Source organism: Kiritimatiella glycovorans (assembly GCF_001017655.1).
In the GTDB taxonomy this organism is placed as follows: Bacteria; Verrucomicrobiota; Kiritimatiellia; order Kiritimatiellales; family Kiritimatiellaceae; genus Kiritimatiella; species Kiritimatiella glycovorans.
In genome coordinates this window covers 555,641-571,276 of record NZ_CP010904.1, presented here as the reverse complement: position 1 = coordinate 571,276, position 15,636 = coordinate 555,641, and the positions used below count along the sequence as shown (strand labels likewise).

Sequence of the window (15,636 nt, the reverse complement as noted above, 5' to 3'; positions counted from 1 at the left end):
ATATCAATCCTGCACGCTTTTCATTCCGCATCCTCTACCCTGCCCCTCCGGAAACGGCAGGACGTCGTCGATGCGCTGCGCTCCCGTGAGCGCCATCAGCAGCCGGTCGATCCCCAGCGCGATTCCGGCGCATTCGGGCAGCCCTGCCTCCATGGCCTCCAGGAAGGCCTCATCGACCGGATAGACGTCGCGCCCGCGCCGCGCGCGGTCCGCGTTGCAGGCCTCGAATCTCCCGCGTTGCTCGACGGGGTCGGTCAATTCCGAGTAGGCGTTGGCGATCTCCAGTCCCTCAATATAGAGTTCCCATCGCTCCGCGACGCGCGGGGGGCCGGGATCGAGCCGCGCCAGCGCGGCCCGCCCGGCGGGATAGCCGTACAGCAGCACCGCCCCGCCGTGTTTTTTGATCGCCGGCTCAACCCTGTCGGTGAGATCGAAGTCAAACCGGTCGGGCTCGAATGCGGCCACCGGATCCCACCCCGCATGCCGCCTGAATGCCTCCGCCACGCTCCACTCGCTCCACGGCCGGGGGGCCGGAACCCCCAACGCTCCGGCGCAGGCCTCGACCAGGCGGCGCGTCTCGCCGATCATATCCCGACACCCGGCCCCGACGCGGTACCACTCGAGCATCGTATACTCCTCGCGATGCAGCCGCCCGTGTTCGCCGCGGCGGAAACAGGGACCCGCCGCATAGATGCGCTCCGCACCCGCGCACAGCATGCGTTTCATATGAAGCTCGGGCGAGGTGCGCAGCCAGCCGCCCTCGCAGCGAACCGCGTCGATGTGCTCCTCCGGACACGGCGCGCGGACACGCACCGGCGTCTCGACCTCCATGTATCCGCCGCCGCGCAGAAAATCGCGGACCGCGCTCAGGAGCGCACCGCGACGGCGGATTCGTTCATGTGCCGATAAATCACTCACAACCGCCACAAAAGGGCACAAGGTACACAGAAGGGGGAGCAAACTTTTCTCTGTCCTTGTGCCTCTTTATGGCCCCTCATCTCAGCCTCCCCCTCTTCTACACTTCCCGTGCCACTTTGTGGCCATCTTACCTCTCTTCAGCACCCCCTTCGTGGCCTCAGACGCGCGAGACATACCCCCCGGTCCGGGTATCGATCCGGACGGTATCGCCCTCATTGACGAAGATCGGGACCTGGATCACGTGTCCGCCCTCGACGGTGGCGTCCTTGGTGACGTTGGTCGCGGTATCTCCGCGCGCGCCCGGCTCGGTCTCCTCGATCTTCATGTCCACGAAAAACGGCAGGGTCACTTCGATGGGGCGCGCGTTGTGAAGCAGGATTTCCACCTCCATGTCCTCCTGGAGGAACGGTTCCTGGTCGCCGAGAATCTCCGGTGAAACCGGAAGCTGGTCATAGGTCTCGGCATCCATGAAGATGTAATGATTGCCTTCGCGGTAGGAGTAAATATAGGTTTTGGACTGCAGCCGGGCCTCGTCAATCTTGTCCACCGACCGGTAGGTACGGTCGAAGGTGTTGCCGGTGATCATATTCTTGATCCGGCACTTGTAGAGCGCCTGTCCCTTGCCCGGTTTCGAGAATTCGAAATCGGTGATCACACACGGATCGCCCTCGATTTCAATTTTCAGGTTCTTCTTCAGGTCCGATGCCGAATACATTTCGCCTCCCGCTTTTTCGTTGTCGATGGTACGTCGGATGAAATAAAAATATCTGCCACGAATGGTCCGCGAACACAAGACCCGTAAGACTGAAACCGCCGACGACCCGGCCCGGGAGGAACGGTCATGGAACACCTGAGCGCCGTGCAGACATGGAACCCGGTGGATATCGCCTTTATTGCGCTGACGGCGGTCTGCGCGCTGCGGGGCATCGTGCGCGGTCTTTCGGGTGAGCTGGCGCATTTACTCGGCACGATAACCCTCGTGCTGCTCTTCATCTTCGGCTTCAATCCGGCGGTGGACGTCCTGCGCGACGCCTACGGATTCGGTCCGCTGGCATCGAAGACCACCGCGGTCGTCGCCCTGCTGCTGATCAACCTCGGCGCATTCTTTCTGCTGCAGTTTATCTGCCACGCCCTGATCCGGCAGGGTGCGCACATGATCGTGGACCGGTTCTTCGGGGTTTTCGCCGGCGCCCTGCGGGGGGCGTTCATCGGCGTGCTGCTGCTGTTCGCCGCCGGGTTCCTGGAGCAGGAGGGAGCGCGCGACGCCGTGTGCCGCGAGTCGCGCACCGGCCGATGGGTGTACTCCGAGCTGCACCCGCTCATTGAGCAGTACCTGCCCCGCGCCCCGCTCCCGCCCGGGTGCGACGCCCCGGAACCCGCGGAGAAACCGGCCCGGCCGGCCGAAGAGTGGGAACAGGTCATCGACGAATCATGAAACGGGACGCGGCCCAGATCACCGAGGAAATCCGCAACCGCTCCGATATCGTCGAAGTCATCAGCGCCTGCGTTCCGGGACTCAAGCGCGCCGGGGCCACCTGGAAAGCGCTCTGTCCCTTCCACAAGGAGAAAACGGCGTCGTTCACCGTGCATCCCGACCGGCAGGTATTCCGCTGTTACGGCTGCGGGGAATCGGGCGATGTCTTCAGCTTCATCGAGAAGTTCGAGCAGGTCGATTTCAAGACCGCCCGGAAGATCCTCGCCGAGCGCGCGGGGGTTCCGCTCGAGGACGAGCGGCCGCGCCGCGCGGGCGAACCGGACAAGGCCCGGCTGCTGAAACTGCTGAGCGAGGCCGCGAAGCACTATCACCATCTCCTCATGGAATCGACCGAAGGCAAGGAGGCCCGGGCCTACGTCCGTTCGCGAAAACTCGAGGAGCGTTCGGTGAAGGATTTCCTCTTCGGCTACGCTCCGGACGAGTGGCGCGCCACCCTGGAATGGGGGCGGAAAAAGGGATTTACCGAAAAGGAGCTGATCGCCGGCGGTCTGGTTCAGAAGAAGGAGGACCGCCCCGAAGCGCAGCCCTACGACCGGTTCCGCAACCGCCTGATGTTCCCGATCCGCGATATGATGGGCCGGGTGATCGGGTTCAGCGGCCGGGCGCTGGACGACTCGGATCCCCGGGCCCCGAAGTACTACAACAGTCCCGAGACGATGCTCTTCCACAAGAACCGCGTCCTCTTTGCGCTGGACCGGGCGCGGAAGAGCATGGCCGACCGGCAATGCGCCCTGATCGTCGAGGGCCAGATCGATGCGGTGCGATGCCACGAGCAGGGGTTCACCCACACCGTGGCCTCACAGGGCACCGCCCTGACGGCCGAACACGCGCGGCTGCTGAAACGGCATACGGATGAGGTGATCTTTCTGCTCGACGCGGACGCCGCCGGCGAGAACGCGGCACTCAAATCGCTGACCGCCTTTCTCGCCGAGGAACTGGTCGTCCGGGTGGCCACACTGCCCGAGGGCGAAGACCCGGACAGTCTGCTCCGCGACCGGGGAGCCGGACCCTTCCGCGAACTGATCGAACAGGCGCTCCCGGCGATCGACTTCCAGGTCGGCGTGTTCCGCCGCCGCGAGGGGGGAGAGAACGAGGCCGGCTTCCAGCGAACGGTGCGCGCCGTCGCGCAGACGCTGCGCGAGCTGCCCGAAGGCGTACGCCGCGAAAAGCTGCGGCGTCGCGCCGCCGGCCTGCTCGACGTGAGCGAGTCCGCACTGGACGCGGAACTGCGGCGCGGACGCCGCCGGCGGCCCACGCCGGAACCGGAAGCCGCCCCGCCCGCGGAAAAGGAAGCCGAAGCGCCTCCGCCGGCCGAGTACGGGCTTCTCGAATTACTGATTCATCATCCCGAAGGCACCACCCACCTGATTGAGGACTACGTGACCCCGGACTCGTTCAGCGACGGGGACTGCCGGAGAATCTTCGAGGCGATCCTCACGGACCCCGACGGCGCCTGGCAGAATGAATTGAGCGAGGCCCCGGACCGCTGCCGGGCGATGGCGGCCCGCCTGATCACGGAGCCCGACAAAATCCGGCCGGAAGACACGTCCTGCACGGAAGCAGCCCGGGATTATATTCTGCGGCTGGAAATCAGCGCCGCCGAACGGCGCCGGGCGGAGGCCCGGAAACGCAGCCGCGACCAGGATCCCGAGGCGGCACGCGAAATGCTCGAACAGACCACGCGCCTGAGCGTCCTGCGCCTCGGGTGGAACAGGGCGACCGACCCGGACGAAGGGGTGCTGTTCCCGCTCGGGTCCTCCTGAGTTCCACAGGGGGACGCCCGGAGGAATATCGTACTCGTACGCGTACGCGTAATCGGTCCCTGCCTTTTCTCTCCTGAGAAGGAGCATCAGCGGGACCGCGTTACTCGAAGGTCCGGCCGGTGAACTCGAGCTCGAAGCCGTTGCGCTCCACCGGCGCGTCGATCCGCAGCGACGCCCCGTCCCGGATGTCGCAGACGACGTCGCCCGCGAGCGTGACCGGCAAGGAAATGACGTGGTCGCCGCGCACCACCTCCAGCCTGCCGCCCCGCTCTCCACCCAGCGCGATCGCGCCCCTCCCCTCGATGGTACAGGGATGCGCACTCGCCAGGCGCAGACACTTCAGTGCGACCGGATCGTCCAGCCGGACCGTCGCGGCTTCACGGATCGCACTGCCGAACACGGCGGTTTCGCCGGCGGTATCGGCCGGGCTCATGTGCCGCCAGTTGAGCGGATCGCGCCATTGCGCGGAAGTCCGCCCGGTCCACGTCCGGGTGCGGGCCGGAGGGGGCACCAGGTCGAGGCGGGTGTGTTCGACCGGGACCGGTGCCTCCTGCACTTCCGCGATAAAGTTGCCCGCCGCGTCGAATCGTGAAACGGTGCCGCTCGCCTCGCGCAGGTACACCGAGCCGTCCTCCGCCTGCGCCAGACCCCTGACCGGCGTCTCCGGGGCGTGCCCGAGCAGAAACGATCCCCACGGTGCGGGCCGGTGCTGCGTGCGTTCGTACAGAAGCACATCGCTGCGGTCGGCGCTGATCTCCAGGTACAGGTCCGGCCGCCGGGCGCGGAAATCGCGGATGCGGTGGAACGTGATCAGGTTGGAGTCGTGACCGCGCGGAGGTTTGGGGCCGCCCACGTCAAAGGCCGTGCGGCAGATCACGGCAAGATCGTCACCGTCGAATTCGAAATTCGGATACTGGAATGCCTCGTAGTCGAGATGGGGCGAGTAGAGGAACAGGTAGTCCACATCCCAGTGATGCAGATCCGGCGAGCTCAGCACGGCGGCCGTATTGCGGATCATCTCCGGCTTTCCGCCCCAGGTCGGGTCGTCGACGTGCGCCGGCAGCACGGGGTTGCTGAGCACGATGTAGCGCTCCGCGACCGGATCGTACGCGGCCCCGAACTTCTTCTCGCCGCCCGGCAGCGGGACGAGATCGCGGCCGGGATCGAACGTCAGCCGCCGCGGATTCCGTTCGACCCCCACGATTCCGGCGTATGGCAGGGCGCGGACTTTGAACAGCAGGTGCACGCCGTCGCGCGGGGCGGCCACCACCTGCGCCTCACTCATGACTTCAAAACGGCCGCCGAGCCAGGGCTTGTCCCTCTGATCCACCTTGCGGCCCCATTTCCACGAGGAGGCCTTGAGCAGATCGGCGTCCACGGGCGCGCAGATCGCGCGGCGGTCGACGCTGAACCAGATTCGACCGCCCCACACGGCGGGCCGGTTCGGGGTGCCGCCGTGACGACCGCCTTGAAGGAGCCCGTGGTCCCTGTCGACCGGATCGGTCCACGTCCGGCCTTCGTCGTCCGACCGGCGGATCACCAGGGGCCCGCCCCGCCGGGTGGGACCGAGGATGTACGCCGATCCGCGGTGCTCGAATATCGTCGACCAGAACTGATGGGTCAGCGTCACGCAATGGGTCCAGTTCGAGCCTCCGTCCGTGGAGCGAAACACATCGCTGATCCCGTACTCATCCTGCGTCGAGCCGCGGCCGAACGTATCGTGAAGCGCAAGGTAGTGTCCGTTCGGCAGGACCGTGATCGACGGCGACGCGAGATATTCCACATCCCCCAGGATATATTCGATCATGTTCGGGGCCGGCTTGTGGTTGATCAGCACCCCGGGAAGACCGCTGAAGTCAAACGCCGCCCCGGTTGAGGCGAAAAGGCACGTCAGAACCGCCGTAATCCGTATTCTCATGGACCGTCCTCCCGTGTATTTCCTTCGATACGCCCCGCCGCAGGGGTTCCGGGGCCTATACTGCGGGGTTCGCGTCCTCGGTCAAGGAAACGTCGGGCTGACTCGGGCGTTGACTCCCTCCGGCGGAGGCGGGTAGCATGCGCCCTCTTTGTTCATGGGAGTGACCGTCGGAACCATATAAAAAGGGAGGAACACTATGGCGGTAAAAGTAGGCATCAACGGATTCGGCCGCATCGGCCGGATCGTATTCCGGATCGGCGCGAAGGACCCGGATATCGAATTCGTGGCGATCAACGACCTGATGGACGTGGAAAACATGGCCCATCTGCTGAAGTACGACTCGACGCACGGCCGCTTCGACGGCAAGGTCGAGGCGAAGGACGGCGCGCTGGTCGTGGACGGCAAAGAGATCAAGGTCATGGCCGAGAAAGATCCGGCCAACCTTCCCTGGGGCGACATGGGCGTGGACGTCGTGCTCGAATCCACCGGCGTCTTCCGCAGCCGGGACAAGATCGAAGGCCACCTCAAGGCCGGCGCGAAGCGCGTGCTGTTGAGCGTGCCCTCGAAGAGCCCGGAAGACGTGGACGCCACGGTGGTGCTGGGCGTGAACGACCAGGACCTCACGGCGGACGCGAAGATCGTATCCAACGCCTCGTGCACGACCAACTGCCTCGCGCCGATGGTCAAGGCGATCAACGACGCGATCGGGGTCGAAGAAGGCCTGATGACGACGATCCACAGCTACACGAACGACCAGAACCTGCTCGACTTCCCGCATCCGAAGGACATGCGCCGGGCGCGCGCGGCCGCGGTGAACTCGATTCCGACCAGCACCGGCGCCGCCAAGGCGATCGGCCTGGTGATCCCGGAACTGAAGGGCAAGATGAACGGCATCGCGATCCGCGTGCCGACCATCACCGGTTCGCTGGTCGACCTCGTGGTCACGCTGAAGAAGGACGCGAGCGTGGAAGAGATCAACAAGGCCGTCGAGGGCGCGGCATCGGGACCGATGCAGGGCATCCTCGGCTACTGCACCGATCCGATCGTCAGCAGCGACATCATCGGCGATTCGCGCAGCAGCATCTTCGATGCGCCGAGCACCATGAAGATCGGCGAAAAGATGGTGAAGCTGATCTCCTGGTACGACAACGAGTGGGGCTACTCCTGCCGTTGCGTCGACCTGTTCAAGAAAATGGCCGAACTGGGCTGAATCTGACCCCCGGTCAGACGAAAGCGCTCTCCCGGACGGGAGAGCGCTTTTTTTGTAAAAAAAAGCCCCCGCCTCGCGAGGCGGGGGCTTTCTGCATTATCGCCGATGATCAATAGAAGTCGCTGACTTCCAGAACTTCGCCGACCGTGAGAGCGTTGATTTCGCTCAGCTCAACTGTGTTTTCGTCGTTTGTGCCGTTACCCACCGTCAGGGCATCCAGACCACCCTTAATATACTCGGACACCGTGTTTGTGGTCCAACCCGAGACATCCGAATCATTCGTCAGTCCCTGGTCCATCGCCCACTGCTCGACCGCGGTTTCGATCATGCGAACGTTGTTTTCCTTGCTCTTTTCGAGCGCGTTCGCGCGAGCCTTCTGGAACGACGGAATACCGATCGCGGCCAGCAGACCGATGATCGCCACGACGATCATGATTTCCACCAGGGTAAACCCTGATTTCTTAATCATCTTCTTCATTCTCTCAACTCCTTCTTCAATGTACTTCAGGTTTGTTTCCAAACCCCGTCCGGTTTCTTTTAGATCGCCGATCTCCCCAACCGGACATCCCCTTGACTCCCCGACCCGACGATCCAGTCGCTCCTATGTTTGAGCAGATACTATGCCACCGGCAAGCCTTTTCACTGACCTCCGGCGGTGTCAAGGCCACCCGCATCTCCCCCGACCCATGGGCGCCACCTCTGCGGCCGATATGCCATAACACCCTCTGAAAAGCCTTTTTGTACGACAATCGATCCGGGTGCGCCACACCGGACGCTTCCCCGCTTCCCGCAAGTCCCTCTTCTTCCGGGCCTGAAAGCGTATTCCATCTACGCTGCGAATCCAAATCAACCGAACCCCGATATTCTCATATATGAGAATATAAAAAGAGGAGTGACGATATGAAAAAAAAGGCAGGGACCGATTACGCGTATGAGCACGAATTAGGATTAGGAGCACGAGGATAACGGACGGAAGGATGGACCGCGCCCTTAAATGCTGCAGACGGGTCCAGCCACTAAGATTCCAGTCGTTCCTGCAATGACGGGGGACGTATGAAGCACCCGCAAAAAAACCTAATAGATTCCTTGCAGAAGCGGTATTCCTAAAGGTAAAAAGAGACACACAGCAATTGTTTTCAGGAAGGGGAGAAGGGACATGAACAAGAGTAATATCATTATCGTCGTCATCGCGGTCATCATTATCGCCGTCATGGGTTTCATGATGGCGCAGAAGGTCGCACCTGAAAAACTCGAACAGGCGGAGGCCGAAAAGGCCGAACTTCAGCAGAAGCTCGAGGAGGTTCAGGGAAGGGTCGACGGCATGAGCTCCGAGGTCTCGGCTGCCCAGAACCGCGTCAAGTCGATGCGCGAAGAAGTCAATGCGATGCGCCGGCAGAAGAACGAGATGCAGGACAAGCTCGGCGAGGTGCGCTCGCAGATGGAAGATCTCGAGGCCGACGCGGAGGAAGCCCAGCGGGCCCGCAAGCGCGCCGAGCGCGAAGTAAAGCAGCTCGAGCAGGAAGTCAAGCAGGTCAGGAGCGATGTGACCGGCAAGTACCAGTCCAAAATCGACGATCTCAAGGCGGAGATCGATCAGATGAAAGGCCGGGTCGAATCGCTCGAGAGCCGTAACACCCAGCTTCGGGAATACATCCTCCGTCACGCGCAATAAGGACCGGTCTCTCTACCAGGGTAAAGGGCGGCTGCAAAGCCGCCCTTTTTAGTGAAGCACCATGATGCACTGGAGCCTGTTCATCGGCATAGGGATCGGCGCCGCGGCCGGAGCGGCCGTCATGGCCGCCTGGGCGCACGGGCGCCTGGCCCGTCTGCGCGACCGGCTCGAATTCGAGCGTAGCCGGAGCGAGGAGAAACTGGCCACGCTCGACGAGGCGCGCGAATCCATGGCGCACCAGTTCGAGAACCTGGCGAACCGGATTTTCGAGGAAAAGGGTCAGCGACTGGGCACTGAACAGCGCGAAAGACTCGATCAGCTCCTCGCGCCGCTGCGACAGCAGATCACGGAATTCCGCAAACGGGTCGACGACGTCCATCACGAAGAGAGCCGCGAGCGCGCCTCGCTCAAAAACCAGGTGCAGCAGCTTCAGGAATGCAGCCGTGAAGTCGGCGAACGCGCGGCCCATCTCACCCAGGCCCTCCGCGGCGAAGTCAAGACCCAGGGCGACTGGGGCGAATTCATCCTCGAACGCATACTTGAAGAGTCCGGTCTCCGCCGGGACGAGGAATACGAAGTCCAGACCCAGTACACGGACGCCTCGGGACGCCGGCTGCGCCCTGACGTGGTGCTGCACCTTCCGGAGGAGAAAGACGTCGTCATCGATTCAAAGGTCTCGCTCAAGTCCTACGAGCAGTACTGCCATGCGGACGATGAGCCGACCCGCGGGGAGGCGCTGAACGCACACCTCCAGTCGATGCGTCAGCATATCCGCGACCTCGGACAGAAGAAGTACGAGGATCTGGAGGCCGTCCGCTCGCTGGACTTCGTCCTCATGTTCGTCCCCGTCGAACCGGCCTTCATCACCGCGGCACGCGAAGACCCGTCGCTGTACCACGAAGCCTTCCAGCGCAACATCCTCCTGGTCGGCCCGTCCACGCTGATGATGACCCTGCGCATCATCGAGAGCATCTGGCGCCGCGAGAAGCAGTCGCAGAACGCGGACGCCATCGCCTCGCGCGCGGGCTCGCTCTACGACAAGTTCGTCTCGTTTGTCGAGTCGATCGAGGATGTCGGCCAGCACCTCGACCGGGCAAAGGAATCGCACGAACAGGCCGTCAAACGCCTCCAGACCGGATCGGGCAACGTCCTCCGCCAGATCGAAATGCTCAGGGAACTCGGGGTCAGGGCCCGCAAGAAGCTCCCTCCGGACTGGAACGCGGAAGAGGAAGATCCGGCGGATAAGGCACCTTGATACCCGCTGTGCTGAAAACAGGTCAGGGAGGGGACGACCGGCATCGTCCCGCCGGGATATTCATCACCGGCACCGATACGGGGATCGGCAAGACGGTCCTCACGGCGGCGCTGTTGATGGAGCTGCGCGCGCGGGGGCTGGACGCGGTGCCGATGAAGCCTGTGCAGACCGGGGCGGAGCCGGGGCCGGGCGGCGGGTTACGCGCGCCGGATCTCGAATTCGCGCTGCGCGCCGCCGGGATGGACCCGGACGCCGACACGCGCGCCCGGATGGCGCCGCAGCTCTTCCGGGAACCGTGTTCGCCGCACCTGGCCGCGGAACTCGAAGGGCGTACCGTCGATCCGGAGCAGATCCTCACGGCCTGGAACCAGCTTGGGGCCGCGCACGAATTTGTGCTCGCCGAAGGAGCCGGGGGCGTGCTCGTCCCGGTCGACCGCGAACGGACCATGCTCGATCTGATGCGCGCGATGGGCTGCCCCGTGCTGGTCGCCGCACGCCCGTCGCTCGGCACGCTCAATCATTCGCTGCTCACCCTGCACGAACTGGCCCGCGCCGGCCTGCGCGTCGCCGGACTCGTCCTGATCGAATCGACCCCCGAACGCGCCCCCTGCGTGGAGGAAGATAATCGCAGGACGCTTGAACGTCTGGGCGGCGTGCCGGTTTACGGCCCGCTCCCGTATTGTGAAGGCCTCGGCGGCTCGGACGATCCGGGGGCGTTGCTGCGTGAACGCTGCGGCGGCACCGCCGCGGAGATTGCGGACGCCGCGCTTCTGATGACCGGAGGTTGACGCGTTGTGCGCCGCTTGGTACATTGCGCGTCTTATTTGATCCTGAGCACCCGTGGCGGAATTGGTAGACGCGCAAGATTCAGGATCTTGTGGCCATACGGTCGTGGAGGTTCGAATCCTCTCGGGTGCACCATCTCACATCATATCCGGAATCGCATTGCTGTAGTTCTCCGGCGTGACCAGAAGATAGTGGTTCCGGAAAACCCTTCCCAGTGAATCGCCCTCCGCCGGCTCGGTTTCCCGCTCCCCTCTTCCCCGGAAAGTCACGGCCGCCTTCAGAAATCCGTGCTTGAAAAGAGGTTGATATCCGAACGTCGAACTCAGGCTGAGATCGTAGACGGGCGGGATATCCTTCGGCTCATCCTCCGCCTTCAGCATCGGAACCCCGAGCAGCGAGACGACCGCCTCCGCATCGGGATGGGCTTCGAGCTGCATGAAGAAAACATCGCGCGGATACCCCGGACCGGGGGCTTCGGGCATCCATTTCATGAAGCGCTCATAGGGCATCTCGCTTATGACCACGGGGTTCGGACGCCCCGAGAGCGCGGCGCGCAGTTCCTCGAGTCGTAGAAGGGCCAGTTCGCGAGCGGGATTCTTCTCCAGCTTCGCAGGATAACCGATCACCAGCACGGGACCCGCCTCTTCCAGCGAAGAGGCCAGGTATTCGCCCACCACGCGGCCGGCCGCGCGGTTGCGCAACTTGACTTCCTCGGAAGGATACTTCTCGATCCGAAACGTGTTCCATCCGTAAAACCCCGCGAGCAGGAGCGTAATGACGGAGAGCACGATCAGCACGGGGTTGGCGGCGGGCCATCGGCGACGTTTACGGTACACGGTGATCAGCGCGATAAAGAGCACGATCATCAGGATCTGAACAGGCACGGCAAGCCTCCCGTTTGAATACGCATCATGATGGAATTTCTTCCGGGGTACACTTATACCTTGCGCGCCGGAAGGATGCAATGCGCGATGCAGCAGTTCTCATTATGGCCGCATTCCGACCGCGGACGGCGTGGCAGCCGTCCCTCCCGAGTCGATATCCGACGCATTTTCGGGCACTGGGAGGGTCGGGTGCCACCCCGACCGAAAAGGGTGAAGCCATAATGAGAATCGCTGTGCGCGATGCGCCGGTTCAACGGATCAGGCAGGAATGGCCGCCCCGAACGCCGGATGTTTTGACTGGCTCTCACGGCGCGGAGAGAGTAGATAGGAGAGCCTTGTTTTTTGGCGGATTTTTTCATGGCACACAGCAGACGGACATTCATCACGGGGGCGGGCGGCGCGGCGGCGTGGAGCGCGGCGGGCGGCGGCGCCGCCGCGGATCGCGGGGCGTCCTCCCCGCACCTTCTGCTGATCACGGCGGACAACATATCGGCCCGCGAACTCGGATGCTACGGTCACCCATCGCACCGGACCCCCCATCTCGACCGGCTGGCCTCGGAGGGGGTCCGATTCCAAACGTGCTGGGGATCCCCCTCCGGCATGGCGGCGAGAGTGGAACTGTGCACCGGTCGCTACCCCTTTCGAACCGGCTGGTACCATGAATTCATGCGTCCGGCGGCGGGCGAACGCGGATATGTCGTTTCGCAGTCCAACCTCACCCTGGCGCGGCTGCTGCAGCATGCGGGCTATGACACCTTCCTCGCGGGTCAATGGCTGTTCCCGGAATCGCCGATGCAGCACGGATACCGGAACCGCTGTGTCTGGGCGCCCGGTGTCCGCCGGCTGTTCGGCGGCGAGCCGTCGACCGTGCAGGGAGCGACTCCGGACGCACACCTGCGCGGCCTCCCCTCCTGGCACCGGAACCCGGAGCTGCGGATCAACGGGCACAGGTACGCCGCGGATGAAGAGCACTACGGCCCCGACCTCTTCAGATCGTACCTGGCGCATCACACCTCGCGGGTCGCCTCCGCACCCGTCTTCATGCACTACGCGATGACCCTCGGCCGGCGGGCGGAACTCGAACCCGGAGGCGTGGTGACCTGGCCCCCCGTGCCGGGCACCGAGACGGAGGCCGGAACCCTGAAGGACACCGTGGAGCATATCGACGCGGGCATCGGCGCGCTCATGCAGAACCTCGTCGACTCGGGTCTCGAGCGCGACATGATCGTGGTATTCACGGCGGACAATGGAAGCCCGTTCTTCGGGAAAGGAAGAATCTACGGTGAGCGGGGCGCCGCCGTACCGCTGATCGTATGGGGACCGGGCCGTATTCCCTCGCTCCCTCCCAGCCCGGCCCTGGTGGATCACACCGATATCTTTCCGACGCTGGCACAACTGGCGGGGGCTTCCATTCCCGGGGATTACGAACTGGACGGAAAGAGTTTCGTCCCGGCGCTCCGCGGCGAACCCGGAAGCATCCGGACCTGGATTTACGCGCCCTGGGCCGACCGTCAACTGGTCCGCACCCGCGACTGGATGCTCGACGGCGACGACCGCCTCTGGCGCTGCCGACCGGACGAGGGCGACGGGACGTGTCGGCGCGTCTCCCGTGAAATGGCCCCTCACGCCTACCTGGCCGCCCACCGACTCCGCCGGATAAAAACAAAACTCGCCGTTTCCAGCCGGCATGAAGCGTCACTGCAACGCTGGCGGCGGACCACGTTTCAGGAAGACCGCCGGGCCGCGCGGCAAGTCGAAGCGGGTCGCGCCGCGGGGTGGTTCATCGACGGCCCCGGCCGGCTGTATGCGACGCCGGAATTTCTGCGCATCGAGTGCCGGGGACCCGGGGTACGGCTGTACAGCGCACTGCGTGAAGATCTCGTGCCGGTGAGCATTCGCGCCCGCATCCGCTGTGCCGCCGACGGCGAGGCCCGCTGGGGCTGGCGCGAAGCAGGGGACGCGGGAGATGCGGCCCGCACCCTCGCCTTTCCCCTGCGGCCGGACGGCATCTGGCGTCCCTATGAAGCGGTGCTGCCGCACGACGCCGCGCCCGAACGCATCTGGCTGATGCCCGCCTCCGGTCCCGGCACGATCGAGATCGAATGGATCGCTTTTTATCCGCGGGACGACGCCGGAGCCGATCCGCTTCAAATCTGGCATTTCGGCTCCGCGATCTCCGCGTAGGAACGTCGGGATCCTACAGCTTCGGCCACTGGCCCACGGTTTGCGCGGCCTTGCCGTCGCCGAAGTATTCGCGGAAGAGCTTGAAGTAGTACCACTCCTCCTTGCTGCGCACAAAGGAGTACTGCTTCTGCGCCGCGGCGAATTCCTCGTCGCTGTACCGGTCCTCGAAGTACTGCGGCATGACGCCCGCCGATCCCGATCCCTGCGAGAATTCGGCCTTGAGCCGTTTCGTGATCACGTCCGGAAGGTCGGGTTCGTACGCCTTGCGGAAGATCCACTTTTCGACTTTGGTGCCGTCCTCTTCTTCATGCAGTTTGACGTCGGGCGGCAGGGTCAGGGCGTAGTCGAGCAGCTCGCCCGAAATCAGCGGCGCCACCACGCGCATCGAATGCCCGAGGTTCATCCGGTCGAGGCGCAGCGAGGCGTTGCTGTGCAGATATCCGAGGCACTGGATCTGCTGCTCCGTAAGTTCGGAGAGCGGGCGGTCCTTCAGATAGGCATAGCCGCAGAAGATCTCGTCGCCGCCCTCACCGGAGAGCAGCACCTCGTAGCCCGCCTCCCGGGCCTTGCCCGAGATCAGGAAGTTCGCGACGGCGCTGCGCACCAGCGAGGGGTCGAACGATTCGAGGTTATAGATCACGTCCGGGAGAGCCTCGATGACCTGTTCCAGGGTCACGAGCAGCTCCTCGTGATCGGTGTTCAGGTGCTCGGCCACCACCCGGGCGTTGTGGATGTCCCCGCTCTCGCCCACGCCGATCGCGTAGGTCTTGAGGCGCGCTCCGGGCCCCTCGCGCCGCCGCAGCGCATCGGTGGCGAGGCAGGCGATGACGCTGCTGTCCATTCCGCCGCTCAGCAGCGAGGCCGTGGGCGCGGAGAAATCCACGTGGGCATCGAAGCTCCGCTGAATGATATCGCGCACTTTGGCGATAATGGCTTCGGTCTCCTCGCGGACGGGCTGCGGGGGTTCCGGCAGCGAGGCGAACGGTTTCAGCGCACCGCTCTCGTCCATGCAGTGACCGGGGGGGAACTCGTTGACATCGTCGGTAATCGCGCACAGCGCCTTGAGTTCGGACGCGAGATAGAGCGTGCCGTCCCTGCGCCCGTAGAACAGGGTCTTGATGCCGAGCAGATCGCGGGCCGCCAGCATCCGGCCGTTGTCGCAGACGACGCAGGTAAAGATGGCATCGTTGAGAAACTTGAACATGTCCGCGCCGTGATGTTCGTAGAGGTGAAGGAGCAGACGCTCTTCGCGGAACGCCCCCGGCCGGACGCCCTCCTCCTCGGCGAGCGCAGGGAGATTGCCGATCTGACCGTCCCAGGTCACGAACCGTCCGCCGTCATCGTGACACGGAACCTCAGCGCCGTCGCGCGCCTGCGGGGCGTCGGCGTGCAGGTAATTCTGTCCCGCCATCACGGCGCCGCTCTCGCGGACGCCGTAGAGAAACGGTCCGCGATGGGCGATCCTGCCCATCATCTGTTCGATACTCTCTCGATCGGGCTCTCCGCATCCGACGGCGAAACCACTCATAAGTCCTCCCGGTTGAAGTGCAT

The 15,636-nt window shown here is 64.0% G+C and carries 13 protein-coding genes and 1 tRNA gene; 8 read left to right on the top strand and 6 right to left on the bottom strand.

The window, feature by feature from the left end:
- Positions 1 to 3: 3 nt before the first annotated feature.
- Together epmA and efp are read right to left on the bottom strand one after the other, a co-directional pair.
- Complete coding sequence (gene epmA / locus L21SP4_RS02410; protein ID WP_074041518.1) at positions 4 to 918, bottom strand: EF-P lysine aminoacylase EpmA; 915 nt, start codon at positions 916 to 918, stop codon at positions 4 to 6.
- Positions 919 to 1,075: 157 nt separating this feature from the next.
- On the bottom strand, positions 1,076 to 1,633 hold the full coding sequence (gene efp, locus L21SP4_RS02405) for an elongation factor P (protein ID WP_052881168.1): 558 nt from the start codon (positions 1,631 to 1,633) through the stop codon (positions 1,076 to 1,078).
- Between the two features lie 126 nt (positions 1,634 to 1,759).
- On the opposite strand from efp, the gene L21SP4_RS02400 reads away from it, so the two are divergent.
- Both L21SP4_RS02400 and dnaG read left to right on the top strand, forming a co-directional pair.
- The gene (locus L21SP4_RS02400; RefSeq protein ID WP_052881167.1) at positions 1,760 to 2,353 is read left to right on the top strand and encodes a CvpA family protein; all 594 of its coding nucleotides are present in this window, start codon (positions 1,760 to 1,762) and stop codon (positions 2,351 to 2,353) included.
- The gene (gene dnaG / locus L21SP4_RS02395) at positions 2,350 to 4,176 is read left to right on the top strand and encodes a DNA primase (protein ID WP_052881166.1); all 1,827 of its coding nucleotides are present in this window, start codon (positions 2,350 to 2,352) and stop codon (positions 4,174 to 4,176) included. The genes L21SP4_RS02400 and dnaG overlap by 4 nt, the downstream gene beginning before the upstream one ends.
- Before the next feature lie 100 nt (positions 4,177 to 4,276).
- On the opposite strand, the gene L21SP4_RS02390 is transcribed toward dnaG, so the two are convergent.
- Entirely contained in the window at positions 4,277 to 6,094 is a 1,818-nt protein-coding gene (locus L21SP4_RS02390) for a sialidase family protein (RefSeq protein WP_052881165.1), read from the bottom strand.
- Positions 6,095 to 6,290: 196 nt separating this feature from the next.
- On the opposite strand from L21SP4_RS02390, the gene gap reads away from it, so the two are divergent.
- Positions 6,291 to 7,304 (top strand): type I glyceraldehyde-3-phosphate dehydrogenase, encoded by a 1,014-nt coding sequence (gene gap / locus L21SP4_RS02385; RefSeq protein WP_052881164.1) that lies wholly within the window; start codon positions 6,291 to 6,293, stop codon positions 7,302 to 7,304.
- Positions 7,305 to 7,413: 109 nt separating this feature from the next.
- Here gap and L21SP4_RS13385 read toward each other — a convergent pair whose 3' ends face one another.
- Positions 7,414 to 7,782, bottom strand: coding sequence for a type II secretion system protein (locus L21SP4_RS13385; protein ID WP_052881163.1), 369 nt, complete (start codon positions 7,780 to 7,782; stop codon positions 7,414 to 7,416).
- Between the two features lie 678 nt (positions 7,783 to 8,460).
- On the opposite strand from L21SP4_RS13385, the gene L21SP4_RS02375 reads away from it, so the two are divergent.
- From L21SP4_RS02375 to L21SP4_RS02360, 4 genes are all read left to right on the top strand, one after another.
- Complete coding sequence (locus L21SP4_RS02375; protein WP_052881162.1) at positions 8,461 to 8,976, top strand: hypothetical protein; 516 nt, start codon at positions 8,461 to 8,463, stop codon at positions 8,974 to 8,976.
- Between the two features lie 61 nt (positions 8,977 to 9,037).
- Positions 9,038 to 10,231 (top strand): DNA recombination protein RmuC, encoded by a 1,194-nt coding sequence (locus L21SP4_RS02370; RefSeq protein ID WP_052881161.1) that lies wholly within the window; start codon positions 9,038 to 9,040, stop codon positions 10,229 to 10,231.
- An 8-nt stretch (positions 10,232 to 10,239) separates the two neighbouring features.
- Complete coding sequence (bioD, locus tag L21SP4_RS02365) at positions 10,240 to 11,019, top strand: dethiobiotin synthase (protein ID WP_052881160.1); 780 nt, start codon at positions 10,240 to 10,242, stop codon at positions 11,017 to 11,019.
- A gap of 46 nt (positions 11,020 to 11,065) precedes the next feature.
- Positions 11,066 to 11,152: transfer RNA gene (locus tag L21SP4_RS02360), tRNA-Leu, on the top strand.
- A 2-nt stretch (positions 11,153 to 11,154) separates the two neighbouring features.
- Here the strand turns inward: L21SP4_RS02360 and L21SP4_RS02355 are convergent.
- Positions 11,155 to 11,901 carry a hypothetical protein gene (locus L21SP4_RS02355; protein WP_052881159.1) on the bottom strand — a complete coding sequence of 249 codons (747 nt, stop codon included), beginning with the start codon at positions 11,899 to 11,901 and terminating at the stop codon, positions 11,155 to 11,157.
- A gap of 357 nt (positions 11,902 to 12,258) precedes the next feature.
- Here L21SP4_RS02355 and L21SP4_RS02350 point away from each other — a divergent pair, with 357 nt between their 5' ends.
- Positions 12,259 to 14,085 (top strand): sulfatase-like hydrolase/transferase, encoded by a 1,827-nt coding sequence (locus tag L21SP4_RS02350; RefSeq protein ID WP_144413726.1) that lies wholly within the window; start codon positions 12,259 to 12,261, stop codon positions 14,083 to 14,085.
- Between the two features lie 13 nt (positions 14,086 to 14,098).
- Here L21SP4_RS02350 and L21SP4_RS02345 read toward each other — a convergent pair whose 3' ends face one another.
- Entirely contained in the window at positions 14,099 to 15,613 is a 1,515-nt protein-coding gene (locus tag L21SP4_RS02345; RefSeq protein ID WP_052881157.1) for an asparagine synthase-related protein, read from the bottom strand.
- Positions 15,614 to 15,636: the final 23 nt, after the last annotated feature.